The 26176-nt window shown below is 70.2% G+C and carries 25 protein-coding genes; 5 read left to right on the plus strand and 20 right to left on the minus strand.

Going from position 1 to position 26176, the window contains the following annotated elements; translation table 11 throughout:
- Positions 1-57 precede the first annotated feature (57 nt).
- The 5 genes from argH to I8E28_RS17240 all read left to right on the plus strand — a co-directional run bounded on the left by argH (position 58) and on the right by I8E28_RS17240 (position 4841).
- Positions 58-1452 carry an argininosuccinate lyase gene (gene argH / locus I8E28_RS17220; RefSeq protein WP_200789343.1) on the plus strand — a complete coding sequence of 465 codons (1395 nt, stop codon included), beginning with the start codon at positions 58-60 and terminating at the stop codon, positions 1450-1452.
- 134 nt (positions 1453-1586) lie between these two features.
- The gene (locus I8E28_RS17225) at positions 1587-1829 is read left to right on the plus strand and encodes a hypothetical protein (RefSeq protein WP_200789344.1); all 243 of its coding nucleotides are present in this window, start codon (positions 1587-1589) and stop codon (positions 1827-1829) included.
- A gap of 49 nt (positions 1830-1878) precedes the next feature.
- Positions 1879-3759: a PAS domain-containing sensor histidine kinase gene (locus tag I8E28_RS17230; protein ID WP_200789345.1), complete on the plus strand. Its 1881-nt coding sequence runs from the start codon at positions 1879-1881 to the stop codon at positions 3757-3759.
- 16 nt (positions 3760-3775) lie between these two features.
- Complete coding sequence (gene ruvC, locus I8E28_RS17235; protein WP_200789346.1) at positions 3776-4324, plus strand: crossover junction endodeoxyribonuclease RuvC; 549 nt, start codon at positions 3776-3778, stop codon at positions 4322-4324.
- Positions 4325-4361: 37 nt separating this feature from the next.
- The gene (locus I8E28_RS17240; RefSeq protein WP_200789347.1) at positions 4362-4841 is read left to right on the plus strand and encodes a cupin domain-containing protein; all 480 of its coding nucleotides are present in this window, start codon (positions 4362-4364) and stop codon (positions 4839-4841) included.
- Positions 4842-4854: 13 nt separating this feature from the next.
- On the opposite strand, the gene I8E28_RS17245 is transcribed toward I8E28_RS17240, so the two are convergent.
- From I8E28_RS17245 to hslV, 20 genes are all read right to left on the minus strand, one after another.
- A complete protein-coding gene (locus I8E28_RS17245) occupies positions 4855-5031 on the minus strand; it encodes a hypothetical protein (protein WP_200789348.1) in 177 nt (58 codons plus the stop codon).
- 3 nt (positions 5032-5034) lie between these two features.
- Complete coding sequence (gene lpxC / locus I8E28_RS17250; RefSeq protein ID WP_200789349.1) at positions 5035-5958, minus strand: UDP-3-O-acyl-N-acetylglucosamine deacetylase; 924 nt, start codon at positions 5956-5958, stop codon at positions 5035-5037.
- A 76-nt stretch (positions 5959-6034) separates the two neighbouring features.
- Positions 6035-6655: an FHA domain-containing protein gene (locus I8E28_RS17255; RefSeq protein WP_200789350.1), complete on the minus strand. Its 621-nt coding sequence runs from the start codon at positions 6653-6655 to the stop codon at positions 6035-6037.
- A gap of 97 nt (positions 6656-6752) precedes the next feature.
- Positions 6753-7991: a cell division protein FtsZ gene (gene ftsZ / locus I8E28_RS17260; protein WP_200789351.1), complete on the minus strand. Its 1239-nt coding sequence runs from the start codon at positions 7989-7991 to the stop codon at positions 6753-6755.
- Between the two features lie 133 nt (positions 7992-8124).
- Positions 8125-9354, minus strand: a complete 1230-nt coding sequence (ftsA, locus tag I8E28_RS17265; protein WP_200789352.1) for a cell division protein FtsA — start codon at positions 9352-9354, stop codon at positions 8125-8127.
- A 5-nt stretch (positions 9355-9359) separates the two neighbouring features.
- Positions 9360-10145, minus strand: a complete 786-nt coding sequence (locus tag I8E28_RS17270; protein ID WP_338050800.1) for a cell division protein FtsQ/DivIB — start codon at positions 10143-10145, stop codon at positions 9360-9362.
- On the minus strand, positions 10142-11155 hold the full coding sequence (locus tag I8E28_RS17275) for a D-alanine--D-alanine ligase (RefSeq protein ID WP_200789353.1): 1014 nt from the start codon (positions 11153-11155) through the stop codon (positions 10142-10144). The genes I8E28_RS17270 and I8E28_RS17275 overlap by 4 nt, the downstream gene beginning before the upstream one ends.
- Positions 11152-12564 carry a UDP-N-acetylmuramate--L-alanine ligase gene (murC, locus tag I8E28_RS17280; RefSeq protein WP_200789354.1) on the minus strand — a complete coding sequence of 471 codons (1413 nt, stop codon included), beginning with the start codon at positions 12562-12564 and terminating at the stop codon, positions 11152-11154. The genes I8E28_RS17275 and murC overlap by 4 nt, the downstream gene beginning before the upstream one ends.
- On the minus strand, positions 12561-13625 hold the full coding sequence (murG, locus tag I8E28_RS17285; protein WP_200789355.1) for an undecaprenyldiphospho-muramoylpentapeptide beta-N-acetylglucosaminyltransferase: 1065 nt from the start codon (positions 13623-13625) through the stop codon (positions 12561-12563). The genes murC and murG overlap by 4 nt, the downstream gene beginning before the upstream one ends.
- A 55-nt stretch (positions 13626-13680) precedes the next feature.
- On the minus strand, positions 13681-14910 hold the full coding sequence (gene ftsW, locus I8E28_RS17290; protein WP_200789356.1) for a putative lipid II flippase FtsW: 1230 nt from the start codon (positions 14908-14910) through the stop codon (positions 13681-13683).
- A complete protein-coding gene (gene murD / locus I8E28_RS17295) occupies positions 14907-16688 on the minus strand; it encodes a UDP-N-acetylmuramoyl-L-alanine--D-glutamate ligase (RefSeq protein ID WP_200789357.1) in 1782 nt (593 codons plus the stop codon). Before murD ends, ftsW begins: the two co-directional genes overlap by 4 nt.
- A gap of 5 nt (positions 16689-16693) precedes the next feature.
- Positions 16694-17872, minus strand: coding sequence for a phospho-N-acetylmuramoyl-pentapeptide-transferase (mraY, locus tag I8E28_RS17300; protein WP_200789358.1), 1179 nt, complete (start codon positions 17870-17872; stop codon positions 16694-16696).
- Positions 17862-19232, minus strand: a complete 1371-nt coding sequence (locus tag I8E28_RS17305) for a UDP-N-acetylmuramoyl-tripeptide--D-alanyl-D-alanine ligase (protein WP_420850243.1) — start codon at positions 19230-19232, stop codon at positions 17862-17864. The genes mraY and I8E28_RS17305 overlap by 11 nt, the downstream gene beginning before the upstream one ends.
- Before the next feature lie 2 nt (positions 19233-19234).
- The gene (locus tag I8E28_RS17310; protein WP_200789360.1) at positions 19235-20701 is read right to left on the minus strand and encodes a UDP-N-acetylmuramoyl-L-alanyl-D-glutamate--2,6-diaminopimelate ligase; all 1467 of its coding nucleotides are present in this window, start codon (positions 20699-20701) and stop codon (positions 19235-19237) included.
- The gene (locus tag I8E28_RS17315) at positions 20701-22434 is read right to left on the minus strand and encodes a peptidoglycan D,D-transpeptidase FtsI family protein (RefSeq protein WP_200789361.1); all 1734 of its coding nucleotides are present in this window, start codon (positions 22432-22434) and stop codon (positions 20701-20703) included. Before I8E28_RS17315 ends, I8E28_RS17310 begins: the two co-directional genes overlap by 1 nt.
- Positions 22431-22709 carry a cell division protein FtsL gene (ftsL, locus tag I8E28_RS17320; protein ID WP_200789362.1) on the minus strand — a complete coding sequence of 93 codons (279 nt, stop codon included), beginning with the start codon at positions 22707-22709 and terminating at the stop codon, positions 22431-22433. Before ftsL ends, I8E28_RS17315 begins: the two co-directional genes overlap by 4 nt.
- A complete protein-coding gene (gene rsmH / locus I8E28_RS17325) occupies positions 22706-23620 on the minus strand; it encodes a 16S rRNA (cytosine(1402)-N(4))-methyltransferase RsmH (protein ID WP_200789363.1) in 915 nt (304 codons plus the stop codon). The genes ftsL and rsmH overlap by 4 nt, the downstream gene beginning before the upstream one ends.
- Positions 23621-23629: 9 nt before the next feature.
- Complete coding sequence (mraZ, locus tag I8E28_RS17330; protein ID WP_200789364.1) at positions 23630-24058, minus strand: division/cell wall cluster transcriptional repressor MraZ; 429 nt, start codon at positions 24056-24058, stop codon at positions 23630-23632.
- Positions 24059-24302: 244 nt separating this feature from the next.
- Positions 24303-25604 (minus strand): ATP-dependent protease ATPase subunit HslU, encoded by a 1302-nt coding sequence (hslU, locus tag I8E28_RS17335; protein WP_200789366.1) that lies wholly within the window; start codon positions 25602-25604, stop codon positions 24303-24305.
- Positions 25601-26152 carry an ATP-dependent protease subunit HslV gene (gene hslV, locus I8E28_RS17340; protein WP_200789368.1) on the minus strand — a complete coding sequence of 184 codons (552 nt, stop codon included), beginning with the start codon at positions 26150-26152 and terminating at the stop codon, positions 25601-25603. Before hslV ends, hslU begins: the two co-directional genes overlap by 4 nt.
- Between the last annotated feature and the right edge of the window lie 24 nt (positions 26153-26176).

Consider the following 26176-nt stretch of genomic DNA (forward strand, 5'->3'; position numbering starts at 1 on the left):
GAGTTCCCCCGCTGCGCCCCCCTACGGCGTCCACGAACCGGCCCTTCCCGGCCTCCTATGTCGCAACTCGAACACAAGTCCCAGGCCTGGTCGGCGCTCTTTTCCGAGCCCATGAGCGACCTGGTCAAGCGCTACACGGCCAGCGTCGGCTTCGACCAGCGCCTCTGGCGCGCGGACATCCAGGGCTCGCTGGCCCATGCCGCCATGCTGCAGCGGCAGGGGATCATCGGCGCCGAGGACCTGGCGGACATCCGGCGCGGGATGGCCCGGATCACCCAGGAGATCGAGGCCGGCCAGTTCGAGTGGAAGCTGGACCTGGAAGACGTGCACCTCAACGTCGAGGCGCGCCTGACGCAGCTGGTGGGCGACGCCGGCAAGCGCCTGCACACCGGGCGCAGCCGCAATGACCAGGTCGCCACCGACGTGCGCCTGTGGCTGCGCGGCGAGATCGACGGCCTGTCGGCGCTGCTGCGCGAACTGCAGTCGGCGCTGCTGGACCTGGCAGAGCAGAACGCCGACGTCGTCCTGCCCGGCTTCACCCACCTGCAGGTCGCCCAGCCCGTGAGCTTCGGCCACCACATGCTCGCCTACGTGGAGATGTTCGGGCGCGATGCCGAGCGCCTGGCCGACGTGCGCAAGCGCGTGAACCGCCTGCCGCTCGGCGCCGCCGCCCTTGCGGGCACCAGCTACCCGCTGGACCGGCAATCCGTGGCGCGCGAACTGGGCATGGACGGCATCTGCCACAACTCGCTGGACGCCGTGAGCGACCGCGACTTCGCGATCGAATTCACCGCCGCCGCCACGCTGGCGATGGTGCACGTCAGCCGGCTCTCGGAGGAGCTGGTGCTGTGGATGTCGCAGAACTTCGGCTTCATCCGCATCGCCGACCGCTTCACGACCGGCTCGTCGATCATGCCGCAGAAGAAGAACCCGGACGTGCCGGAACTGGCCCGCGGCAAGACCGGCCGCGTGGCCGGCCACCTGGTCGCCCTGGTCACCCTGATGAAGGGCCAGCCCCTGGCCTACAACAAGGACAACCAGGAGGACAAGGAGCCGCTGTTCGACACCGTCGACACGCTGCGCGACACGCTGCGGATCTTCGCCGAGATGATGCGGGGCATCACCGTGAACCGCGACGCGATGGAAGCGGCCGCGCGCCGCGGCTTCGCCACCGCCACCGACCTGGCCGACTACCTGGTGAAGAAGGGCCTCCCGTTCCGCGACGCGCACGAAGTCGTCGCGCATGCGGTCAAGGCCGCGCAGCAGCAGGGCTGCGACCTGTCCGAGCTGCCGCTGCCGGCGCTGCAGGCCTTCGATGGACGGATCGAGCAGGACGTGTACGAGGTCCTGTCGCTGCGCGGTTCGCTCGAAGCGCGCCGTGTCGCCGGCGGCACCGCGCCCGACAACGTGCGCGCGGAGATCGCGCGCCACCGCGCGCTGCTCGCCGGCTGAGCCAGGCGGCGGCGGAATAGCGCCTTCACCGCGCGCGTTCATGCAGCACGGGCGCGCGTCCAGCCGCCCCTGACGCGCAGGCCGCACCGGCGGCCGACTGGCGCGCCGCGTGCTGCCGCCGCAAGGAGAAGTCGATGCCTGCTGCCACCCCCCGTGGGATCGCGTCCGCCCCGTTCGTCCTGGCCGCGCTCTGGCTCGGCGCGTGCGGCGGCGGCGGGGACGGAGGCCCGGCCCCCGATGCCGTGGCGGCCGCCCCCGCACCGCCGCCGGCGACCGCGCAAGGGCCTGCGGTCCCGGCGGCCACCGGCACCACGACCACGACCACCACCACCGCCAGCACCGCGACCGACACGCCGATGAACAGCTTCGGCTACTGAGCAACGGCGGGCTGCCGCGCGCGCGAAAGGGCGCCACAATGGCGCACCCATGAGCGCCAGCAGTCCCTCGCGCCTGTTCGACCAGCCCTGGCTGTTCGCCACCGCCATCGCGGAGGCGACCGACGACGTGATCTTCGCCAAGGATCTCGAAGGCCGCTACCAGTTCGCCAATCCCGCCACGCTCACGACCATGGGCCGCGCGGCGCAAGAGGTGCTCGGGCGCACCGACCTCGAGTGCATGCCCGATGCGGCCGACGCGCGCCGCATCATGGCCAACGACCGGCAGGTCCTCTCCAGCGGCCAGCCGATGGAAACCGAGGAATCGCTGGTGATGCCCGACGGCTCGGTGCGCTACTGGCTCACCCGCAAGATGCCGCTGCGCGACGCCCAGGGCACCCTGGTTGGCCTGCTGGGCATCGCGCGCGAGGTCACCGAGCGCAAGGCCGCCGACGCGCAGCGCGAAGCGGCGCGCCTCAAGCTCGAGATGGGCGTGCAGGCCGCCGGGCTGGTGATGGCGGAGATCGACTACCGCACGAACCAGAACCACATCTCCACCGAACTCGCGCAGCTGCTCGAGCTGGGCGACACCGAGATGACGGTGCCGCGCCAGGCCATCTTCGACCGCATCCATCCCGCCGACCGACAGCGCTACCTGGACGCCATTGCGCGCACCATCGATCCGGCCGGCGACGGCCACCTGGCGATCGACGTACGCGCGTTGCTGCCCAGCGGCACGGTGCGCTGGCTGCACATCCGCCTGCAGGTCACCTTCGTGGAGATCGACGGGCGGCTGCTGCCGGACAAGGGCATCTGCGCCGCCCGCGACGTGACCGTCGAGATGCAGGCCGACCGCAAGCTGCGCGCCGCGCAGCGCCTGGCCAAGTCGGTGATCGAGGGGTCGGCGGCTCTGGTGTACGCCAAGGACCTGGCAGGCCGCTACATCCTGTCCAACGAAGCGTGGCGGGTGCAGCACGGCGTCACGGAGCGCGACGTTGCGCGCGGCATCGATGACGAGCGCCTGTTCGGCCCCGAGGCCGCCGCGGTGCTGCGCGCCAACGACCGCCGCGTCGCGGAGGGTGGCCGGCCGGTGCAGGTGGAGGAAGCGGTCGCCGTCGGCGGCCAGCGGCTGGTGTTCCGCTCCAGCAAGTTCCCGCTCTACGACGAGACCGGCGCCATCTACGCGGTCTGCGGCGTATCGACCGACATCACCGACGTGCTGGAAGCCGACCGCCGCAAGGACGAATTCATCGCGACCCTCGCGCACGAACTGCGCAACCCGCTCGCGCCGCTGCGCAACGGGCTGGAGATCCTGCGCCGCACCCCGGGCATGCCGCCCCAGGTCGTGCACACCCGCGACATGATGGAACGCCAGCTGCGCCACATGGTGCGGCTGGTCGACGACCTGCTGGACGTCTCGCGCATCAGCCGCGGCAAGCTGGAACTGCGCCGCGAGCCGATGCCGCTGCAGCGCGCGATGGAGGAAGCGCTGGAGACCAGCCGCCCGGCGCTGGAGGCGGCCGGCCACCAGGTCTGCCTGGAGCTCGCACCCGATCCGGTGATGGTCTCGGGCGACGGCACGCGGCTGGCGCAGGTGTTCGCCAACCTGCTGCACAACGCCGCCAAGTACACGCCGCCCGGCGGCCGCATCTCGGTGGTCCTGCGCACCGAGGGCGGCGACGCCGAGGTCGCCGTGGTGGACAACGGCATGGGCATCAACGCAGCCATGCTGCCGCACGTCTTCGACCTGTTCGCGCAGAGCGAGGACGTGCCGCGCAACGCGCAGGGCGGCCTGGGCATCGGCCTGTGGCTGGTGCGGCGGCTGGTGGAGCTGCACGGCGGGCGCATCGACGCGCACAGCGACGGCCCGGGCCGGGGCAGCCGCTTCCGCGTGCGGCTGCCGTTGCTGCCCGAGAGTGCTGCGCGCTCCTAGGTAGACTCGGCCCACCATGCGCATCCTCGGCATCGACCCCGGCCTGCAGACCACGGGCTTCGGCGTGGTCGACGTCGACGGGCCGTCGCTGGCCTACGTCGCCAGCGGCACCATCACGACGGGGCACATCCCCCGGGGCAACCTGCCCGCGCGCCTGAAGGTGCTGTTCGACGGCATCGCGGAAGTGCGCCAGCGCTACCAGCCGACCGCGGCGGCGGTGGAGATCGTGTTCGTCAACATGAATCCGCAGTCGACGCTGCTGCTCGGGCAGGCGCGCGGCGCATGCGTCACTGCCCTGGTGGCGTGCGACCTGAGCGTGGCGGAGTACACGGCCGTGCAGGTCAAGCGCGCCGTCGCCGGCCATGGACAGGCGGCGAAGGCGCAGATGCAGGCGATGGTGCAGCGGCTGCTCAAGCTTCCCGGCCTGCCGGGCCCGGACGCGGCGGACGCGCTGGGCATCGCCATCACGCACGCGCACGCGGGCAGCTCGCTCGCGCGCATCGCGCAGGCCACGCCGACCGCCCGCCGCACGAGCGCGATGTACGGCGGCGGGCGGGCCTACTGACGCCGGCGCAACGCCAACCATCTTCAAGGAGCCTGCCATGCGCACCATCGACCAGCGCGTGATCAACGTCGACGACCTCGAGCTGGAGGCCTACGCCGAGGGCGACAAGTTCGCATCGCGCTCGGCGAGCTTCGGGGCGAAGCTGGGCGCGCGCGACCTCGGCTACTCGTTCGACATCGTGCCGCCCGGCAAGAGCGGCTGCCCCTTCCACAGCCACCGCGCCGAGGAGGAGATGTTCTTCATCGTGCGCGGCGAAGGCACGCTGCGATACGGCAGCGAAACCCGCCCCGTCCGCGCCGGCGACGTCATCTGCTGCCCGGTCGGCGGCCCCGACACCGCGCACCAGCTGCTGAACACGTCGACCGGCGACCTGGTCTACCTGTCGGTCAGCACGAAGTCGCAGGTGGAGGTTTGCGAGTACCCCGATTCGGGGAAGATCGCCGCGTTCGCGCACAAGCAGCTGCGGCACATCACGCGTGCCGGCGACACGCGCGACTACTGGGACGGCGAGATCTAGGCGCCCAGGCGGTCTAGGCGACGCGCTCGGCGATCAGCACGGCGAAGAAGCCGGCGGCGGCCAGCAGCGTCCACTTCAGCGTGGTCCAGCCCCAGCGCAAATAGCGGCGGTCGCGCGTGCCGACGTAGAACGCGAAGCTCGTGCCCGCGGCCAGCAGGAAGAAGAGGATCGCCCAGCGGAACAGGAGCACGGGTTACCAGGCGCGCGCGGGGCGCAGGAACCCGGCGGGCGCGTCGCGCTCGTTCTCGAACGTGACCAGGTCCCACGCGTCGCGCTCGGCGAGCAGCGCGCGCAGCAGCCGGTTGTTCATCGCATGCCCGGACCGGAAGGCTTCGTAAGCGGCCAGCAGCGGCTTGCCCAGCAGGTACAGGTCGCCCATGGCGTCGAGGATCTTGTGCTTGACCAGCTCGTCGTCGTAGCGCAGGCCGTCCGCGTTGAGCACGCGGTAGTCGTCCATCACGACGACGTTGTCCAGCCCGCCGCCCAGGCCCAGGCCGTTGGCCCGCATCATCTCGACGTCCTTGGTGAAGCCGAACGTGCGGGCGCGGGCGATGTCGCGCACGTAGTTGCCGGTGCCCAGGTCGAACTCGTAGCGCTGGCCTGTGGAGTCGACCACCCGGTGCGCGAAGTCGATCTCGAAGCTGGCCTTGAAGCCGTCGTAGGGCAGCAGGCGCGCCCACTTGAGGTTGTCGCCCTCGCCTTCGCGCACTTCCACCGGCCGCAGCACGCGCACGAAGCGGCGCGGCGCGTCCTGGTTCACGATCCCCGCGCTCTGCAGCAGGAATACGAAGGACGATGACGAGCCGTCCAGGATCGGCACTTCCTCGGCGGTGATGTCGACGTACAGGTTGTCGATGCCCAGGCCCGCGCAGGCGGACATCAGGTGCTCGACGGTACGCACCTTGGCGCTGCCGTTGGCAATGGTCGATGCCATGCGCAGGTCGGACGTCGCTTCGGCCGAGACGGCGATGTCCACGGGCTCGGGCAGGTCGACGCGGCGGAAGACGATGCCCGTGTCGGGTTGGGCCGGGCGCAGCGTCATCTCGACGCGCTGGCCGCTGTGCAGCCCCACGCCGACGGCGCGGGTGAGCGACTTGAGGGTGCGCTGCTGCAACATGGGCTGATTTTAAGTGGCGCCGCCCTGCCGGCCGTCGAGCAGGGCTATGGCTGCGATAGCGGCCGAGCCAGGAAGGTCAGGCGCCGAGGCAGAACTGCATTCGCGTGCCGGCCAGTTCGACCACGTCCTGGTCCGCGAGCAGCACGGGATCCTGGCCCAGCGGCTTGCCGTTGATCTGCGGCGCCTGCGTGCCATCGAGCGTCGCCGCGTAGTAGCCGGTGCGCCGGTGGGACACCGCGATCACCGCCACGCCCGGCTTGCCGAACGTGGACACAGCCTTCACCACGGGCACTTCCAGGCCGGCCGAACTGCCGGTGAGCACGCGGAACATGGCGCTGGCCGGCGGCGGCAGGTGCGGCGTGCTGCCCATCGTCATGATCGCCGTCGCACCGAAGCCGGACTGGTCGGTGGCCTGCAGGTAGCGGATCCGGAAGCCCGCGATGGCGACGACGTCCTCGTCCTCCAGCTTGTGGCGCTTGATCCGGGCGTTGTTGACGAAGGTGCCGTTGGTGCTGCCATCGTCCTCGACGAACACGTCGGCGAGGCCCTTGAGCTCGAACCGGCAGTGGCGGCCGCTGACGGCGCCGTTGTCCAGGACGATGTCGTTGTCCTGCTTGCGCCCCAGCGTGGTGACGTCCTTGGTGAGGTACACGTGCTTCACCTCGACGCCTTCCACGGTCACGATCAGCTGCGGCATGGCGGCCACCTCCTGCGGGGCATGCTAGCTCGACGGTCGTGCAAAAAGCAATGCGCACCGGCCCGGAGGCGCGGTGCGCATTGGCCGCGGGCTTCGATCAGTCGGCTTGTTTACGGAGGAACGCCGGGATCTCGAAATCGTCCATGCCGCCCGAGGACAGCGCGTCGACCTTGGCGGCGGCCTGCGTGCGGTTGGTGCGCCACACGCTGGGCACGGCCATGCCGTGGTAATCCGGCTGCTGCGGGGCCGCGCCCATCTCGCGAGTGACGATCGCGCCCGGGCCGGCGACGGCCTGGTTGACGGTCGGCACGTTGAACGGCACGTTGTCGGTGCCGGTGCGCAGCACCTGCAGCGGGGGCGCCGTGCGGCGCTGGCCCTGGCGGGACAGGCCGGTGGCGACCACGGTGACGCGGACGCTGTCGCCCAGCGAGTCGTCGTAGGCGGTGCCGTAGATCACGTGCGCGTCCGGCGAGGCGTAGGCGCGGATCGTGTTCATCGCCAGCTTGGACTCGGACAGCTTGAGGCTGCCCTTGGCCGCCGAGATCAGCACCAGCACGCCCTTGGCGCCGGACAGGTCGATGCCTTCCAGCAGCGGGCAGGCGACGGCCTGTTCGGCGGCGATGCGCGCGCGGTCCGGGCCGTCGGCCACGGCCGTGCCCATCATCGCCTTGCCGGGCTCGCCCATCACGGTGCGCACGTCCTCGAAGTCCACGTTGACGTGGCCGGGCACGTTGATGATCTCCGCGATGCCGCCGACGGCGTTGCGCAGCACGTCGTTGGCGTGCGCGAACGCCTCGTCCTGGGTGACGTCGTCGCCCAGCACTTCCAGCAGCTTCTCGTTCAGCACCACGATCAGCGAGTCGACGTTCGCCTCGAGCTCGGCCAGGCCGTTCTCGGCGTTCGTCATGCGGCGGCCGCCTTCCCAGTCGAAGGGCTTGGTCACCACCCCGACGGTCAGCACGCCCATCTCCTTGGCGATGCGCGCGATCACCGGCGCGGCGCCCGTGCCCGTGCCGCCGCCCATGCCGGCGGTGATGAACAGCATGTGCGCGCCTTCGATCGCCTCGCGGATCGAATCCTCGGCGACCTGCGCCGCGTCACGGCCCTTCTCCGGCTTGCTGCCGGCGCCCAGGCCGCTCTGGCCCAGCTGGATCACCTTGTGCGCGGCGCTGCGCGACAGCGCCTGCGCGTCGGTGTTCGCGCAGATGAATTCCACGCCCTGCACCTCGCTCTGGATCATGTGCTCGACCGCGTTGCCGCCGCCGCCGCCCACGCCGATCACCTTGATCATGGTGCCCTGGTGGAACTCCTCGACTTCGATCATTTCGATGCTCATTGCTGACTCCTAGTTTGTTTCGCAGTTGCCACTTGCAGATTTGTTGTTGGATCGGTTGCTAACGCTCACGAGGGTGGATCGGTGGACCGCCATCGTCGTCGTCGCCATGTGCGGCCGCCGTGGACAAGGGTCATCAGAAGTTCCCCACGATGAAATCGCGGAAGCGCCCGAAGGCGGTTTTCATGGAGCCGTTCTTCTGCGCGACCTTCAGGCCGCGCACGCGCGCCAGGCGCGCTTCTTCCATCAGGCCCATCACGGTCGCTGCGCGCGGCTGCGACACCATGTCGCTCAGCGCGCCCAGGTACTGCGGCACGCCGCGGCGCACCGGCTTGAGGAAGATGTCCTCGCCCAGTTCGACCATGCCCGGCATCACCGCGCTGCCGCCGGTGATGACGATGCCGGACGACAGCACTTCCTCGTAGCCGGACTCCCGGATCACCTGCTGCACCAGCGAGAAGATCTCCTCGACGCGCGGCTCGATCACGCCGGCCAGCGCCTGCTTGGACAGCATCCGCGGGCCGCGGTCGCCCAGGCCGGGCACCTCGACCTGCTGCTCGGGGTCGGCCAGCAGCTGCTTGGCGAAGCCGCTCTCGACCTTGATGTCCTCGGCGTCCTTGGTCGGCGTGCGCAGCGCCATCGCGATGTCGCTGGTGATCAGGTCGCCGGCGATCGGGATCACCGAGGTGTGGCGGATCGCGCCACCGGTGAAGATGGCCACGCCGGTCGTCCCCGCGCCGATGTCCACGCAGGCGACGCCCAGCTCCTTCTCGTCCTGCGTCAGGACCGAGAGGCTCGAAGCCAGCGGGTTGAGCATCAGCTGCTCGACTTCCAGGCCGCAGCGGCGCACGCACTTGACGATGTTCTCGGCCGCGCTCTGGGCACCGGTGACGATGTGCACCTTGGCCTCGAGCCGGATGCCGCTCATGCCGATCGGCTCCTTGACGTCCTGGCCGTCGATGACGAATTCCTGCGGCTCGACCAGCAGCAGGCGCTGGTCGGTCGAGATATTGATCGCGCGCGCCGTCTCGACCACGCGGGCGACGTCGGCCGGCGTGACCTCCTTGTCCTTCACCGCCACCATGCCGCTGGAGTTGATCCCGCGGATGTGGCTGCCGGTGATGCCGGTGTAGACGCGCGTGATCTTGCAGTCGGCCATCAGCTCGGCTTCCTTCAGCGCCTGCTGGATGCTCTGCACCGTGGCGTCGATGTTCACCACCACGCCGCGCTTGAGGCCGTTGGAGGGCGCCACGCCCAGGCCGGCGAGCTTGAGCTCGCCGCCGGGCAGCACCTCGCCCACCACCGCCATCACCTTGGCGGTGCCGATGTCCAGCCCCACCACCAGGTCCTTGTAGTCCTTCGCCATGTCCTCTATCTCCTCGGCGCGGGCGACTCGATGGTCCCCACGCCCCTCAACCGCACCGCATACCCATCGCCGTACCGCAGGTCCGCCGCCAGCAGCGCGTCCGGCGTGCGGCCGTAGCGCGAAGCGACCTGCGTGAGCGTCTGCACGAGCCGCTGCACGCGCGGCAGCACTTCCGCCGGCTCGCCGCGCCCCAGTTCCAGCACCGCGTCCGTGTCCAGCGTCACCTGCCAGCTGCCGCGCCCGGACAGCGCGACCTGCTCCACCGCCAGGTCCAGTCCCTCGAACAGCGGGGCCAGCGCCTGGTACATCGCCAGCACCTGCATCGCCTGCCCGTCCGGCCCCGACAGGCGCGGCAGGTGGTCCTGCTCGATGTCGTCGGGATTGGCCTCGAACAGTTCGCCGTGGCTGTTGACCAGGCGCGAGCCGTTCTCGTCGCCCCAGAACGCCACGGCGTGGTGTTCCTGCAGCCCGACGCGCAGCCGGTTCGGGAACTCGCGGCGCACGATGGCCTGCCGCACCCACGGCACCGTCTCGAAAGCGCGCCGTGTCGCCGCCAGGTCCACGGTGAAGAAGTTGCCGCGCAGCTGCGGCGCGACGTTGGCGCGCAGCGTGGCCGCGTTGTTGTGCGCCACCTCGCCCTGCACCGTGATGCCGCCCAGCGCGAACAACGGGTGGCGCACCGCCCACCAGCACGCAGCCGCCAGCAGCACGGCGACGAGCACCGTGAACAGCACCGCGGCGGTGGCGTTCATCAGGCGCACGTCGAACGGCTGCGGGGCGGCGGCGGTCACTGCGGGGTGCCCTCCTCGTTGCCGTTGGCGCCCTTGCGACGCTCGATGCGCTGCTGGTCGAGCGAGGCGGACGCGAGCAGCTGCAGGCACAGGTCCTCGTAGCTGATGCCGGCCGCGCGTGCGGACATCGGCACCAGCGAGTGGCCCGTCATGCCGGGCGAGGTGTTGATCTCCAGCAGCGAGGGCTGGCGCGTCTTCGCGTCGATCATCACGTCGATGCGGCCCCAGCCGCGGCAGCCCAGCACGCGGTAGGCCTTCACCACCAGGTCCTGGATCGCCGCTTCCTCGCCCTCGGGCAGGCCGCAGGGCACCAGGTACTGCGTGTCGTCGGTGAAGTACTTGTTCTGGTAGTCGTAGTTGCCTTCGGGCGCGACGATGCGGATGACCGGCAGCGCGCGCGCCTCGTCGCCCGTGCCCAGCACCGGGCAGGTGACCTCGTCGCCGGAGACGAACTGCTCGCACAGGATGTCGCTGTCCAGCTGCGCGGCGGCTTCAACGGCCTCCTGCATCTGCGAGTACCCCTCGACCTTGGCGACGCCGATGGACGAGCCCTCGCGCGCCGGCTTGACGATCAGCGGCAGGCCGAGGTCGTCGGGGATCGTGCGCACCACTTCGCGCGTGTACGCGCCGCGGCGCAGGATCTGGTACTTCGGCGTCGGGATGCCTTCGGCGATCCAGATGCGCTTGGTCATCACCTTGTCGATCGACACGCTGGAGGCCATCACGCCGGAGCCCGTGTACGGGATGCCCAGCAGCTCGAGCGCGCCCTGCACCGTGCCGTCCTCGCCGAAGCGGCCGTGCAGCGCGATGAAGCAGCGCTTGAAGCCCTTGCGCTTCAGCTCCGACAGGTCGCGGTCCTTGGGGTCGAACGCATGCGCGTTGACGCCCTTGCTCTGCAGCGCCTTGAGCACGCCGGCGCCCGACATCAGCGAGACCTCGCGCTCGGCCGACTTCCCGCCCATGAGGACGGCGACCTTGCCGAGGGCCTTCACGTCGATGGTGCTGCTCATGCCGCACCTCCCATTTCGACCAGCTTCGCCGGCACGCCGCCGATCGATCCGGCGCCCATGCACATGACGACGTCGCCGTCACGCGCGATGTCCAGGATCGCGTCGGCCATCGAGCTGACCTCGCCGACGAACACCGGTTCGACCTTGCCCGCCACGCGCACGGCGCGGGCCAGCGAGCGGCCGTCGGCAGCGACGATCGGCGCTTCGCCGGCGGCGTAGACCTCCGCCAGCATCAGCACGTCGGCGTGGCCCAGCACCTGCACGAAGTCCTCGAAGCAGTCGCGCGTCCGCGTGTAGCGGTGCGGCTGGAACGCCAGCACCAGGCGGCGGCCGGGGAAGGCGCCGCGCGCGGCAGCCAACGTCGCCGCGACTTCCACCGGGTGGTGGCCGTAGTCCTCGATGACGGCGAACTTGCCGCCGCCGTTGGCCTCGCGCACGCGCACGTCGCCGTAGCCCTGGAAGCGGCGGCCGACGCCGCGGAAACCGGCCAGCGCCTTCTGCACGGCGGCGTCGGGCACGTTCAGCTCGACCGCGATCGCGATCGCCGCCAGCGCGTTCAGCACGTTGTGGTGTCCCGCCAGGTTCAGCGTGATCGGCAGGTCGGGCAGCACGACGCCGTTGCGGCGGCGCGCGGTGAAGTGCATCTGCGGGCCGACGGCGCGGATGTCGACGGCGCGCACCTGCGCGTCCTCGCTCACGCCGTAGCTGGTCACCGGGCACTGCACGTCCGCCATGATCGAGCGCACCGCGGGGTCGTCCACGCACAGCACCGCGGTGCCGTAGAACGGCATGCGGTGCAGGAAGTCGAGGAACGCGCCCTTCAGCTTGCCGAAGTCATGGCCATAGGTCTCCATGTGGTCGGCGTCGATGTTGGTGACCGCCGCCATCACGGGCATGAGGTTCAGGAACGAGGCGTCGGACTCGTCGGCCTCGACCACGATGTAGTCGCCCGCCCCCAGCTTGGCATTGGCGCCGGCGCTGTTCAGGCGGCCGCCGATCACGAAGGTGGGATCGAGCCCGCCCTCGGCCAGCACGCTCGCGACCAGGCTGGTGGTCGTCGTCTTGCCGTGCGTGCCCGCGATCGCGATGCCCTGCTTCAGGCGCATCAGCTCGGCCAGCATCATCGCGCGCGGCACGACCGGGATCTTGCGCTCGCGCGCGGCCACGACCTCGGGGTTGTCCGCCTGCACGGCGGTCGACGTGACGACGGCGTCGGCGCCCACGATGTGGGCGGCGTCGTGGCCGATGCAGGTCTGGATGCCCAGGCCCGCGAGCCGGCGCAGCGTCGCGCTGTCGGAGAGGTCGGAACCGGAGATCGTGTAGCCCAGGTTGCGCAGCACTTCGGCGATGCCGGACATGCCCGCACCTCCGATGCCCACGAAGTGGATGTGGCGAATCGCGTGTTTCATGCTCGCGTGAGCTCCTCGCAGGCGCGGACCACTTCGGCGGTGGCGTCGGTGCGCGCCACGGTGCGCGCGGCCTCGGCCCTGCGCAGCAGCCCGGCGCGGTCGGCGTCCTGGATCAATCGGGCCAGGCCTTCGGGCGTGAGGTCGCGCTGCGGGACCAGCCAGCCGCCCCCCGCGTCGACGATGAACCTGGCGTTGGTGGTCTGGTGGTCGTCCACCGCGTGCGGGAACGGCACGTACACCGCGGCGGCGCCGATGGCGGCCAGTTCGGTGACGGTGCTCGCGCCGGCGCGGCAGATGACGAGATCGGCCTCGGCGAACGCCTTGGCGGTGTCGTCGATGAAGGGCACGAGCTCGGCTTCGACGCCGGCGGCCGCGTAGCTGGCGCGCAAGTCGTCGATTTGCCTGGCGCCGCCCTGGTGCGTGACGACCGGACGCTGGTCCGCCGGGATCAGCGCCAGTGCCTGGGGCACCGTGTCGTTCAGCGCCTTGGCGCCGAGGCTGCCGCCCACGACCAGCAGCTTCAGCGGGCCGCTGCGGCCGGCGAAGCGCTCGGCCGGCGCGGGCTGTTGCAGGAACGCGGCCCGCAGCGGATTGCCGATCCACGCTGCCTTGCCCATCACGTCCGGAAAGGCGGTGAACGTGCGATCGGCGACGCCGGCCAGCACCTTGTTGGCCATGCCGGCGATCGAGTTCTGCTCGTGCAGCACCAGCGGCTTGCCCAGCAGCACGCTCATCATCCCGGCCGGGAAGGTGATGTAGCCGCCCAGGCCGACGACCACGTCGGGGCGCACGCGGCGCACGACGCGGATGCTTTGCCAGAACGCCTTGAGCAGCCGCAGCGGCAGCAGCGCCAGCGTCAGCGGACCCTTGCCGCGCACGCCGCCGAAATCGATCGTCTCGAACGCGAAGCCGCGCGGCGGCACGAGGCGGCTTTCCATGCTGCCGGGCGCACCCAGCCAGTGCACGCGCCACGAGGCATCGCGCAGGGCTTCGGCGATCGCCAGCCCCGGGAAGATGTGGCCGCCGGTGCCGCCCGCCATCACCAATGCGCAGCGGGTCATTCGGAAACCTCCGCGCTACGCGCTACGGTATGAGCCTTCGGAGCGGCCGTGCGGCTCATGTGCGACGCCCCCCACGCATCAGCACCCGGTTCTCATGGTCGATGCGCAGCACCACCGCGAGCGCGATCAGGTTCATCAGGATCGCCGAGCCGCCGTAACTCATGAGCGGCAGCGTGAGCCCCTTGGTGGGCAGCGCGCCGAGGTTCACGCCCATGTTGATGAAGGCCTGGAATCCCATCCACAGCCCGACGCCCTGCGCGACCAGGCCCGCGAACACGCGATCGAGCGCCACGGCCTGCCGCCCGATGTGCATGATCCGGCGCGTCATCCAGAGGAACGCGCCGATCACGGCCACCACGCCAGCCAGGCCGAACTCCTCGGCGATCACCGCGAGCAGGAAGTCGGTGTGCGCCTCCGGCAGCCAGTGCAGCTTCTCGATGCTGCCGCCCAGGCCGACGCCGAACAGGCCGCCGCGGCCGACCGCGATCAGCGAGTGCGACAGCTGGTAGCCCTTGCCCAGCGCGTACTTCTCGTTCCACGGATCGAGGTACGCGAAGATGCGTTCGCGGCGCCAGTCGGAGAAGGCGATCATCAGCACGAAGGCGACGACGATCACCGCGGCGATCAGGAAGAACATGCGCGCGTTGACGCCGCCCAGGAACAGGATGCCCATCGCGATCACCGCGATCACGAGGAAGGCGCCCATGTCGGGTTCGGCCAGCAGCAGCACGCCGACCACCGCGACGGCCGCGGCCATCGGCAGCACGGCGCGGAAGAAGCGCTCCTTCACGTCCATCTTGCGGACCATGTAGTCGGCCGCGTAGAGCAGCACGGCGAACTTGGCCAGCTCGGACGGCTGGAAATTCATGATGCCCAGGCCGATCCAGCGGCGTGCGCCGTTGACGCCCTTGCCGATGTGCGGCACCAGCACCAGCATCAGCAGCACCAGCGACAGGATGAACAGCCACGGCGCCGCCTTCTCCCAGGTCGCCACCGGCACCTGGAACGCGAGCAGCGCGACGACGAAAGCCAGCGCCAGCGAGGACAGGTGGCGCACCAGGAAGTGCGTGTGCGCGTAGTTGGCGAAGCGCGGGTTGTCCGGCATCGCGATCGTCGCCGAATAGACCATCACCAGGCCGAACACGAGCAGCGCCACGGCCACCCACAGCAGCGGCTGGTCGAACCCCTGCTGGCGCACGGGCGAGGCCGGCGCGGCGTAGCGCGACGACGGCTTCGCGGCACCGCGCGGCAGCCACTGGCCGAGGCGGGCGGCGAGCGCGTTCATGCGCCGGCCTCCAGCGACGTGCCGGCCGCGTCGGCCAGCGCCTGCACCGCGGCGCGGAACACGTCCGCGCGGTGCTCGTAGTTGCGGAACATGTCGAAGCTCGCGCAGGCGGGCGACATCAGCACGGCGTCGCCGGCATGGGCCCGCTCCGCGGCCATGCGCACCGCGTCGTCCATCGACCCGGCATCCAGCAGGGGCACGCCGGTGGCGGAGAGCGCTTCGCGGATCTGCGGCGCGTCGCGGCCGATCAGCACCACGGCCCGCGCGAAGCGGCCGACCGGGCCGGCCAGCGGCGTGAAGTCCTGGCCCTTGCCTTCGCCGCCGAGGATCACGACCAGCTTGCGCTCGGTGCCCAGGCCCGTCAGCGCGGCGACGGTCGCGCCGACGTTGGTGCCCTTGCTGTCGTCGAAGAACTCGACCTCGTCCACGAGGCCGACCGGCTCGACGCGGTGCGGCTCGCCGCGGTATTCGCGCAGGCCGTAGAGCATGGGGCCGAGCGGCGCGCCGGCCGCCGTGGCGAGCGCCAGCGCGGCCAGCGCATTCACCGCGTTGTGGCGGCCGCGGATGCGCAGCGCGTCGGCGGGCATCAGGCGCTGCACGTGCAGTTCCTGCTCCTCGTCCTTGCGGCGCTTCTGCGTCTCGTCGGCTTCGTGCGCGCGCACCAGCCAGGCCATGCCGTTGACGATCTCGATGCCGAAGTCGCCCGGCCGCTGCGGCATGTCGGCGCCGAACGTCACGTGGTCCCGCTGCTCCGTCTTGCCGCCCTTCAGCCGCACCGGCTCCGGCAGCATGCGCATCACCAGCGGGTCCTCGCGGTTCAGCACCATCAGCGCGTGCCGGCCGAAGACGCGCGTCTTGGCGGCGGCATAGGCCGGCATGTCGCCGTGCCAGTCGAGATGGTCCTGGGTCACGTTCAGCACCGTGGCCGCGGCGGGCTCGAAGCCTTCGGCGGCATCGAGCTGGAACGACGACAGCTCCAGCACCCACACCTGCGGCAGGGCGCCCGAGGCGCGACGCTGCGCCAGGGTGTCGAGCAGCGTGGGGCCGATGTTGCCGGCCACGGCCACCGTGCGGCCGGACCGCTCGACGAGTTGCCCCGTGAGCGACGTGACGGTGGTCTTGCCGTTCGTGCCGGTGACGGCGAGCACGGCCGGCGCATAGCCTTGCTCGGCGCGCAACTGCGCCAGCCCGCGCATGAACAGGGCCAGCTCGCCGGCACAGGGAATTCCGCGCGAGCGGGCAGCGTCCACGACGGCGGCGACCTGTGCAGGCGCCAGGCCGGGGCTGCGGTAGACCGCTTCGCACCCTTCCAGCAGCTCCTCTCCGAAGGCGCCCGCAATGAAGCGCGCGTCCGGCACTTGCTCGCGCAGCCGCGCGAGCCCCGGCGGCTCGTCGCGCGTGTCGGCGACGGTGACTTTCGCGCCTTGCGCTGCGCACCAGCGCGCCATCGCGAACCCGGACTCGCCGAGGCCGAGCACGAGCACGGCTTGCGGGAACGGCTCGAGGGCGACGGGCGCAGGTGCCTGCTCCGGCTCCGGCTCCGCTTCCGCCGTAGCTCCTTCAGCAGTGACCGGCGCTGCCTCCGCGGGCGCGTCGGGCGCGAACAGCGAATCGCGCCACGCCCGTGCCTCCGCCGCGGTCAGGCCCTGGGGCGCCGGCTTGGCCGGCTTGCCCGTCGGCGCCGGGGTCACTGCTTCCGCGGGCGGGCTCGCGGCCGCACCGTCCGGCGCGGAGGCGTCGGGACCGGGAGGCTGCAGGGGGTCGTGCTCGTCGTGCATCGCCCTCACCTCAGCTTCAGGGTGGACAGGCCCACCAGGCACAGCAGCATCGTGACGATCCAGAAGCGCACGACGACCTGCGTCTCGCGCCAGCCGCTCTTCTCGAAGTGGTGGTGCAGCGGCGCCATCTTCAGGATGCGGCGGCCTTCGCCATAGCGCTTCTTCGTGTACTTGAACCAGGCGACCTGCGCCATCACCGACAGCGCCTCGGCGACGAACACGCCGCCCATGATCGCCAGCACCACTTCCTGCCGCACGATCACCGCGATGGTGCCGAGCGCGCCGCCCAGCGCAAGCGCGCCGACGTCGCCCATGAACACCTGCGCCGGGTGCGTGTTGAACCAGAGGAACGCGAGCCCGGCGCCGGCCATCGCCGCGCAGAAGATCAGCAGTTCGCCCGAACCCGGGATGTGCGGGAAGAACAGGTACTTCGAATAGACCGAGCTGCCGGTCACGTAGGCGAACACGCCCAGCGCGGAGCCCACCATCACGACCGGCATGATCGCCAGCCCGTCGAGGCCGTCGGTGAGGTTCACCGCGTTGCTCGAGCCGACGATCACGATGTAGGTCAGGATCATGAAGCCGAACACGCCCAGCGGGTAGCTGATCTCCTTGAAGAACGGCACCAGCAGGCCGGCCTTGGGCGGCAGGTTGACGTCGAAGCCGGAGCGCACCCACTGGAAGAACAGCTCGACGACGCGCACGTTGCTGCTCTCGGAGATGCTGAACACCAGGTACAGCGCCGCGATCAGGCCGATCAGCGACTGCCAGAAGTACTTCTCGCGCGAGCGCATGCCTTCCGGGTCCTTGTTCACGACCTTGCGCCAGTCGTCGGCCCAGCCGATCATCCCGAAGCCGATCGTCACCACCAGCACGATCCACACGAAGCGGTTCGACAGGTCGAACCACATCAGCGTCGAGACGCCGATGGCGATCAGCACCAGCACGCCGCCCATGGTCGGCGTGCCGCTCTTGGACAGGTGCGACTGCATGCCGTAGCCGCGCACCGGCTGGCCGATCTTCAGTTCCGTCAGGCGGTGGATCACCCAGGGGCCGGCCACCAGGCCGATCAGGAGCGACGTCATCGCGGCCATCACGGCCCGGAAGGTGATGTACTGGAAGACGCGCAGGAAGCCGAATTCCGGCGAGTACGCCTGCAGCCAGGTCGCGAGGCTAAGCAGCATGCCCGCCGTCCTTTCGTTGTTCTTGTTGGATCGCCTCGACCACGCGCTCCATCCGCATGAAGCGCGACCCCTTCACCAGCACGCTCTCCGACGTGGCCAGCTGGGCGAGGACCGCGGCGTCGAGCGCCTCGATCGATTCGAAATGCTGCCCGCCCATGCCGCGCGCCAGCTCGCCCAGCGTGAACAGCCGGTCGATGCCGCGCTCGCGCGCGTACTGGCCCACTTCGGCGTGGAACTGCGGGCCCTGGTCACCCACCTCGCCCATGTCGCCCAGCACGAGCAGGCGCGGACCGGGCAGTTCGGCGAGCACGTCGATGGCCGCGCGCACGGAGTCGGGGTTGGCGTTGTACGTGTCGTCGACCAGCGTCAACGTGCGGTCGCCACGGATGATGGCGAAGGCGCGCGAGCGGCCCTTGACCGGCTCGAACGCCTCGAGGCCGCGCGCGATCGCGTCCAGCGGCACGCCGGCCGCGAGGGCGCAGGCGGCGGCGGCGAGCGCGTTGCGCACGTTGTGGCGGCCGGCGATATGGAGTCGGGCCTGCAGCGGACCGGCGGGCGTCGTCGCCCGGAACGTCCACTGACCCTGGTGCCATTCAGACCCGGCCAGAACGAGGTCGGCGCCGCTGCCCGCGTCGCCGAACGTCAGGGTGGCGCGGCCGGACGCGAGCTGCGTCCAGAGCGCCGTGTAGTCGTCGCCCGCGGGGAACACCGCGGTGCCGGTCGCAGGCAGCGCGTCGAACACGCTGCCGTTCTCGCGCGCCACGGCTTCCACCGTGGCCATGAATTCCTGGTGCTCGCGCTGCGCGTTGTTCACCAGCGCCACGTTCGGGCGCGCGATGCCGGACAGGTACGCGATCTCGCCCGGGTGGTTCATGCCCAGCTCGAGCACCGCCACCTTGTGGTCGCGGCGCAGGCGCAGCAGCGTCAGCGGCAGGCCGATGTCGTTGTTGAAGTTGCCCTGCGTCGCCAGGTGGTTCTGCGGCTGCCAGGCGCGCAGGATCGAGGCGACCATCTGCGTGACGGTGGTCTTGCCGTTGCTGCCGGTCACAGCGACCAGCGGCAGCGTGAACTGCGCGCGCCAGGCAGCGGCCAGCCGTCCGAGCGCCAGCTTGCTGTCGTCGACCTCGACACCGTGGAAGCCGGCGGGGATGCGGCCGGCATGCGCGAGCGCCGCGGCCGCGCCGCCCTTGACGGCATCGGCGATGAAGTCATTGGCGTCGAAGCGCTCGCCCTTCAGCGCGACGAACAGGTCGCCGGGCCGCAGCGTGCGCGTGTCGCTGTGCACGCGCGCGATCTCCACCGCCCCGTCGCCGACGAGGCGGCCGCCGGTCCAGGCGGCGACTTGCTGGAGGGTGCACATCGTCATGCCCTCTGCTCCAGCGCCTGGCGCGCGTGCACGCGGTCGTCGAACGGATGCTTGGTGCCCGCGATGTCCTGGTAATCCTCGTGGCCCTTGCCGGCGAGCAGGACGACATCGGCCGGCGCGGCGACGGCGATCGTCTCCGCGATCGCCTGCGCGCGGTCGGCCTGCACCTCGACGCAGTCACGGTGCGACAGGCCCAGCAGGATCTGGCTGATGATGTTCTCCGGCGATTCGTTGCGCGGGTTATCCGTGGTCACGACCACACGATCCGAGTTCTTCTCGGCCACGGCCGCCATCAGCGGGCGCTTGGTCGCGTCGCGGTCGCCGCCGCAGCCGAACACGCACCACAGCGCGCCGCCCCGTTGCGTGGCCAGCGGGCGCAGCGCCTGCAGCGCCTTGTCCAGCGCGTCGGGCGTGTGCGCGTAGTCGACCGCCACCAGCGGCTTGCCGGCTTGCTGCAGGCACTCGAGGCGGCCGGGCACGGGCAGCAGGCCGTCGCAGGCGCGCACCGCGTGCGGCAGCGACACGCCCATCGCCCGCAGCCCACCGAGCACGCCGAGCAGGTTCGACACGTTGTACTGGCCGATCACCGACGTCTGCATGGCGACGCGCTGACCGCCCTCGACGACGGTGAAGCGCAGCCCCTGGTCGCCATAGCCGACGTCGGCCGCCTGCAGCCGGGCGGGGCCCGCCTGCGACACCGTCCACAGGTCGATGCCGCCGCCGCGCAACTGGTCGGCGAGTTCGGCGCCCTTCTCGTCGTCGACGTTCACGACGGCGGCGCGCAGGCCGTCCCACGCGAACAGTTCGCGCTTGGCGGCCCAGTACGCGTCCATCGTGCCGTGGTAGTCCAGGTGGTCGCGCGTGAGGTTGGTGAACAGCGCCACCGCGATGCGCGTGCCGTCGAGGCGCCGCTCGGCGATGCCGATCGACGAGGCTTCGATCGCGCAGGCGGCCAGGCCTTCGCCGGCGAAGCGGCGGAACTCGGCCTGCAGCAGCACGGGGTCCGGCGTCGTCAGGCCGGTGTGCTCCACGTGCGGCGGCTGGCCGGTGCCCAGGGTGCCGATCACGGCGGCGCCCCGGCCGGCGGCGGACAGGGCCTGCGCAAGCCACCAGGCCGTCGACGTCTTGCCATTGGTGCCGGTGACCGCGAGCACGCCGAGGGTGCGCGTCGGATGGCCGTAGTACTCGGCCGCGATCGGGCCGGTCGCGGACTTCAGTTGCGGGTAGGCGGCCACGGCGTCCTGCGTGAAGCCGAACGCCTCGACGCCATCGGCCTCGACCAGGCACGCGGCCGCCCCCTGCGCCATCGCGGAGGCGACGTGCTTGCGGCCGTCGGTGGCGGCGCCGGGCCAGGCGATGAAGCCGTCGCCCGCGCGCACCTTGCGGCTGTCGCAATGCAGCGCGCCGGTCACGCGGCCCTGCAGCCAGCGCGCGGCGTCCTGGGGCGAGTGCAGGCGGAGCATCAGAACGACTCCTCCACCGACTCGACCACGACCTGCGGCTTGACGTTCATGTCGGGCTGCACGCCCATGCGGCGCAGCGTCTGCTGCACCACGTCGCTGAACACCGGCGCGGCGACGTCGCCACCGAAGTACTTGCCGGCCGTCGGCTCGTCGACCATCACCGCGACGATGATGCGCGGCTGGTCGATCGGCGCCATGCCGACGAACCACGAGCGGTACTTGTTGCTCGCGTAGGCCTTGCCGACCTGCTTGTGCGCGGTCCCCGACTTGCCGCCGACGGAGTAGCCCAGCGTCTGCGCCTTCGGGCCGGTGCCGCCGGGGCCGGCGGCCATCTGCAGCATCGTGCGGATCTCGGCCGCCGTCTTCGGCGCGACCACCTGCACGCCCACGGGAGCCTGCGACGACTTGAGCAGCGTCGCGGGAATGATCTGGCCGTCGTGCGCGAACACCGTGTACGAACGCGCCATCTGGAACAGCGACGCCGACAGGCCGTAGCCGTACGACATCGTCGCCTGCTCCACCGGGCGCCAGCTCTTGTAGGGGCGCAGCCGGCCGGTCACCGCGCCGGGGAAGGAGATCTGCGGCTTCTGGCCGAAGCCGGCGGCGGTGAACATCTCCCACATGTCCTTGGCCGGCATCTGCAGCGCGAGCTTGAGCGTGCCGACGTTGCTGGACTTCTGGATCACTTCCTGCACCGTGAGCACGCCGTGCGGGTGCGAGTCGCTGATGCGCGCGCCGCCGATGGTCACCCAGCCCGGCGCCGTCTGGATCGGCGTTTGCGGCGTGACGAGGCCATGCTCCATCGCCAGCGCGATCGTGAACGGCTTCATCGTCGAGCCCGGCTCGAAGACGTCGGTGAGCGCGCGGTTGCGCAGCTGCTCGCCGGTGAGGTTCTGGCGCTTGCCCGGCGAGTAGCTCGGGTAGTTGGCCAGCGCGAGCACTTCGCCGGTCTGCGCGTCCAGCACCACCACGCTGCCCGCGCGCGCCTTGTTGGCCTGCACCGCGTCGCGCAGCTTCTGGTAGGCGAAGAACTGCACCTTGCTGTCGATCGACAGCTGCAGGTCGCGGCCGTCGACGGGCGGCACCTGCTCGCCCAGCTCCTCGACGACGCGGCCCAGGCGGTCCTTGATCACGCGGCGCGACCCGGAGCGGCCGGCCAGGTCCTTCTCGAACGCGAGTTCGATGCCTTCCTGGCCCCTGTCCTCGACGTTGGTGAAGCCCACCACGTGCGCGGCGGCCTCGCCCTCGGGGTACTGGCGCTTGTATTCCTTGCGCTGGTAGACGCCCTGGATGCCCAGCGTCTGCACCTGGCGGCCGACGGACTCGTCGACCTGGCGCTTGAGCCAGACGAAGGTCTTGTCCTCGTCGGCCAGGCGCTTGTCCAGTTCCGCCGGCGTCATGTCCAGCAGCTTGGCCAGCTGGCGCAGCTTCACCGGATCGCGTTCGACGTCCTCGGGGATCGCCCAGATGCTGGGCGACGGCACGCTGGTGGCGAGCAGCAGGCCGTTGCGGTCCAGGATGCGGCCGCGGTTGGCGGGCAGTTCCAGCGTGCGCACGAAGCGCACCTCACCCTGGTGGCGGAAGAACTCGTTGCCGAACACCTGGATCCAGGCGGCACGGCCGGCCAGGCCCGCGAAGCCGAGCGCCAGCCCGGCGACGATGAACTTGCTGCGCCAGACGGGCGTCTTGCTCGCCAGCAGCGGGCTGGACTTGTACAGCACGCTGCGCGTCATTGCGGCGCCCCCTTGCCCTGCGTGACGTACTGCGTGATCGCCGGCGAGGCGGGCCGCATGTGCAACTGGTCCTTCGCGAGCCGCTCGACGCGCAGCGGCGTCGCGAACGAGCGCTTGTCCACCTGCAGCCGCTCGTTCTCGATCTCGAGCCGGCGCGCTTCGGCGAGTGCCTTCTCGGTCTCGGCGGTGAGCCGGCGCGAGTCGTACTGCACCTGCACCGTGAGCATGGCGCTGACGACGAGGGCGAGCAGCAGGACGAGGTTGAGGCGCGTCATTGCACCTCCGTCCTTTCCGCGATTCGCATGATCGCGCTGCGCGAACGCGGGTTGCCGGCGACTTCGGCGGCGGACGGCTTCACGCGCCCGAGCGCGCGCAGCTTCATCGGCTTGGGCGGCGCGAACGGCGCGCGGCGGTCCACCACCTCGCGCGAGTGCGAGGCGATGAACTGCTTGACGATGCGGTCTTCCAGCGAGTGGAAGCTGATCACCACGAGCCGTCCTCCGGGTTCCAGGATGTCGAGCGAAGCCGTCAGCGCCGCTTGCAGCTCTTCAAGCTCGGCGTTGATGAAAATCCGAAGAGCCTGAAATGTGCGCGTTGCAGGGTCCTGGCCCGGCTCGCGGGTTTTGACCGCGCCAGCCACGAGCTGGGCCAGCTCGGCGGTGGTTGCAAGAGGGCCCCGTTCCTGTCGGCGAGCCACAACCGCCTTTGCGATCTGGCCAGCAAACCGTTCTTCGCCGTAGTCACGAATCACCTCCGCGATCTGGCCTTGCTCGGCCGTTGCCAACCACTCGGCCACGCTCTCGCCGCGCGTGGTGTCCATGCGCATGTCCAGCGGCCCGTCGAAGCGAAACGAGAACCCGCGCGCCGGGTTGTCGATCTGCGGCGAGCTGACGCCGAGATCCATCAGCACGCCCGCGCACGATGCGGTGCCCATGGAGCCGAGCGCGGCGAATCCCTCGTGCCGGATGGCAAAGCGCGGATCCTTGATCCGCGCCGCTTCCTGCACCGCCTCGGGGTCCTTGTCGAAGGCGACCAGCCTCCCCTGCGGACCCAGCCTGGACAGGGCCAGGCGCGAGTGCCCGCCGCGCCCGAAGGTGGCGTCGACGTAGGTTGCATCCGGCTTGGTGAGGAGAGCGTCGACTGCTTCGTTCAACAAGACGGTGGTGTGCTGCCATCTGGTATCCACCGCCCGCGCTCAGAAAGAGAAGTCCTTGAAGGCGCCGGGCATCCCGCCTGCCATCGCCTCGGCCTCCTTGGCCTCGTACGTGGCGCGGTCCCAGAGCTCGAAGTGGTTGCCCATGCCCAGCAGCATGGTGTCGCGCTCGATGCCGGCGGCCGCACGCAGTTCCGGGGAGACGAGCACGCGGCCGGTGGAGTCGAGCTCCACGTCCATCGCGTTGCCCAGGAAGATTCTCTTCCACCACTGCGCGTCCATCGGTAACGCCGCGATACGGGCGCGGAATTGTTCCCACTCGGGTCGCGGAAAGATCATCAGGCAGCCATGCGGATGGCGCGTGATGGTCAGCTGGCCGCTCGCGGTCGCGCCGAGCACGTCACGGTGCCGGGTCGGCATCGAGAGCCGACCCTTGGCATCGAGAGCAAGTGACGAGGCGCCTTGGAACACTGCGGGGCTGCATCCGGTGCGAAGTGGGGCGCCGACGGCACTTTTTCCCACTTAACTGCACTTTTTTGCACTGTAGCAGGAAAGCTCGGCCATGCAAGTGCTCGCTTGCGAAATTTTTCTTTGAAATCAACCACTTAGAAGCGATTCCGGCAGCGCGACGGTAGCCAAACTCGTTCTAAATGAACCACTTAGCGGTGGCTCTGCAAGTACCACCTGAGCCTCGTAACCACCCCTTGCAGGGCGGTCAGAGGATGTAGCGCGACAGGTCTTCGTCCCGGCTGAGGTCGGACAGGCGGCCATCGACATAGGCCCCGTCGATGACGGTGCGCCCCTGGTGGCGCAGGGCGTCGAAGCTCACCTCTTCCAGGAGGCGCTCCATCACCGTGGACAGCCGCCGCGCGCCGATGTTCTCGGTGCGCTCGTTGACGTCGTACGCGATGGCCGCCAGCCGCGTGATCGCTTCCGGCGTGAACTCCAGCTCGACACCATCGGTGGCGAGCAATGCCTGGTACTGCTTCACCAGCGACGCGTGCGTGCTGGTGAGGATCGATTCGAAATCCTGCACCGACAGCGATTGCAGTTCGACACGGATCGGCAACCGTCCTTGCAACTCGGGGATGAGGTCGCTGGGCTTGCTCAGGTGGAAGGCGCCGCTGGCGATGAACAGGATGTGGTCGGTGCGCACCGGGCCGTACTTGGTGGTCACCGTCGTGCCCTCCACCAGCGGCAGCAGGTCGCGCTGCACGCCCTGGCGCGACACGTCGGCGCCGCTGGTGCCTTCGCCGCGCGTGGCGACCTTGTCGATCTCGTCGATGAAGACGATGCCGTTCTGCTCCGCGTTGCCGATCGCCTGCGCGCGGATGTCGTCCTCGTTGACCAGGCGCGCCGCTTCCTCGTCGACCAGCAGCTTCATCGCCTCGCCGATCTTCAGCTTGCGGCTCTTGCGGCGCTGGCCGCCGTACTGGCTGAACATGCCGCGCAGCTGCTCGGCCATGTCCTCCATGCCGGCGGGACCCATGATCTCCAGCTGCGGCTTGGCCTCGGCGACGTCGATCTCGATGTCCTTGTCGTCCAGCTGGCCCTCGCGCAGCTTCTTGCGGAACGACTGCCGCGCCGTCGTGTCGTTGGACACGCCGGGCACCAGCACGTCGAGGATGCGGTCCTCGGCGGCGTCCTCGGCACGCGTGCGCATCTTGCGCATCTCGGCCACGCGCGTCTGCTTCACGGCGACTTCGGCGAGGTCGCGGACGATCGAGTCGACGTCCTTGCCGACGTAGCCGACCTCGGTGAACTTGGTCGCTTCCACCTTGATGAACGGCGCATCCGCCAGCTTCGCGAGCCGCCGCGCGATCTCGGTCTTGCCCACGCCGGTGGGGCCGATCATCAGGATGTTCTTGGGCGTGATCTCGGGGCGCAGCTTCTCGTCGACCTGCTGGCGGCGCCAGCGGTTGCGCAGCGCGATGGCGACCGCGCGCTTGGCCTGCTGCTGGCCGACGATGTGGCGGTCGAGCTCCGAAACGATTTCCTGTGGGGTCATGGAGCTCATTCCAGCGTCTCGATGATGTGGTTCATGTTCGTGTAGATGCACAACTCGCCGGCGATCTCCAGCGACTTCTTCACCACGTCACGTGCGGCGAGGTCCGTGTTGTCGACCAGCGCCTTCGCAGCCGCCTGCGCGTAGCTGCCGCCGGAGCCGATGGCGATGATCCCGTGCTCGGGTTCCAGCACGTCGCCGTTGCCGGTGATGATCAGCGAGGCTTCGTGATCGGCGACCGCGAGCATGGCTTCCAGCCGCCGCAGCACGCGATCGGTGCGCCAGTCCTTGGTGAGCTCGATGGCCGAACGCACGAGGTGGCCCTGGTGCTTCTCGAGCTTGGCCTCGAAGCGCTCGAACAGCGTGAACGCATCGGCGGTCGCGCCCGCGAAGCCGGCCAGCACCTTGTCGTGGTACAGCCTGCGCACCTTGCGGGCCGAGCCCTTGACGACGACGTTGCCCAGCGTCACCTGGCCATCGCCTCCCATCGCCACCTGCCAGCGGCCGTCCGGCTGGCGCCGGCGCACGCTGAGGATCGTCGTTCCGTGGAATTGGTCCATCGCAGCCACTTGGGGCCGCGGTGG

Origin of the sequence: Ramlibacter algicola (assembly GCF_016641735.1) — a bacterium.
GTDB classification, from domain to species: Bacteria; Pseudomonadota; Gammaproteobacteria; order Burkholderiales; family Burkholderiaceae_C; genus Ramlibacter; species Ramlibacter algicola.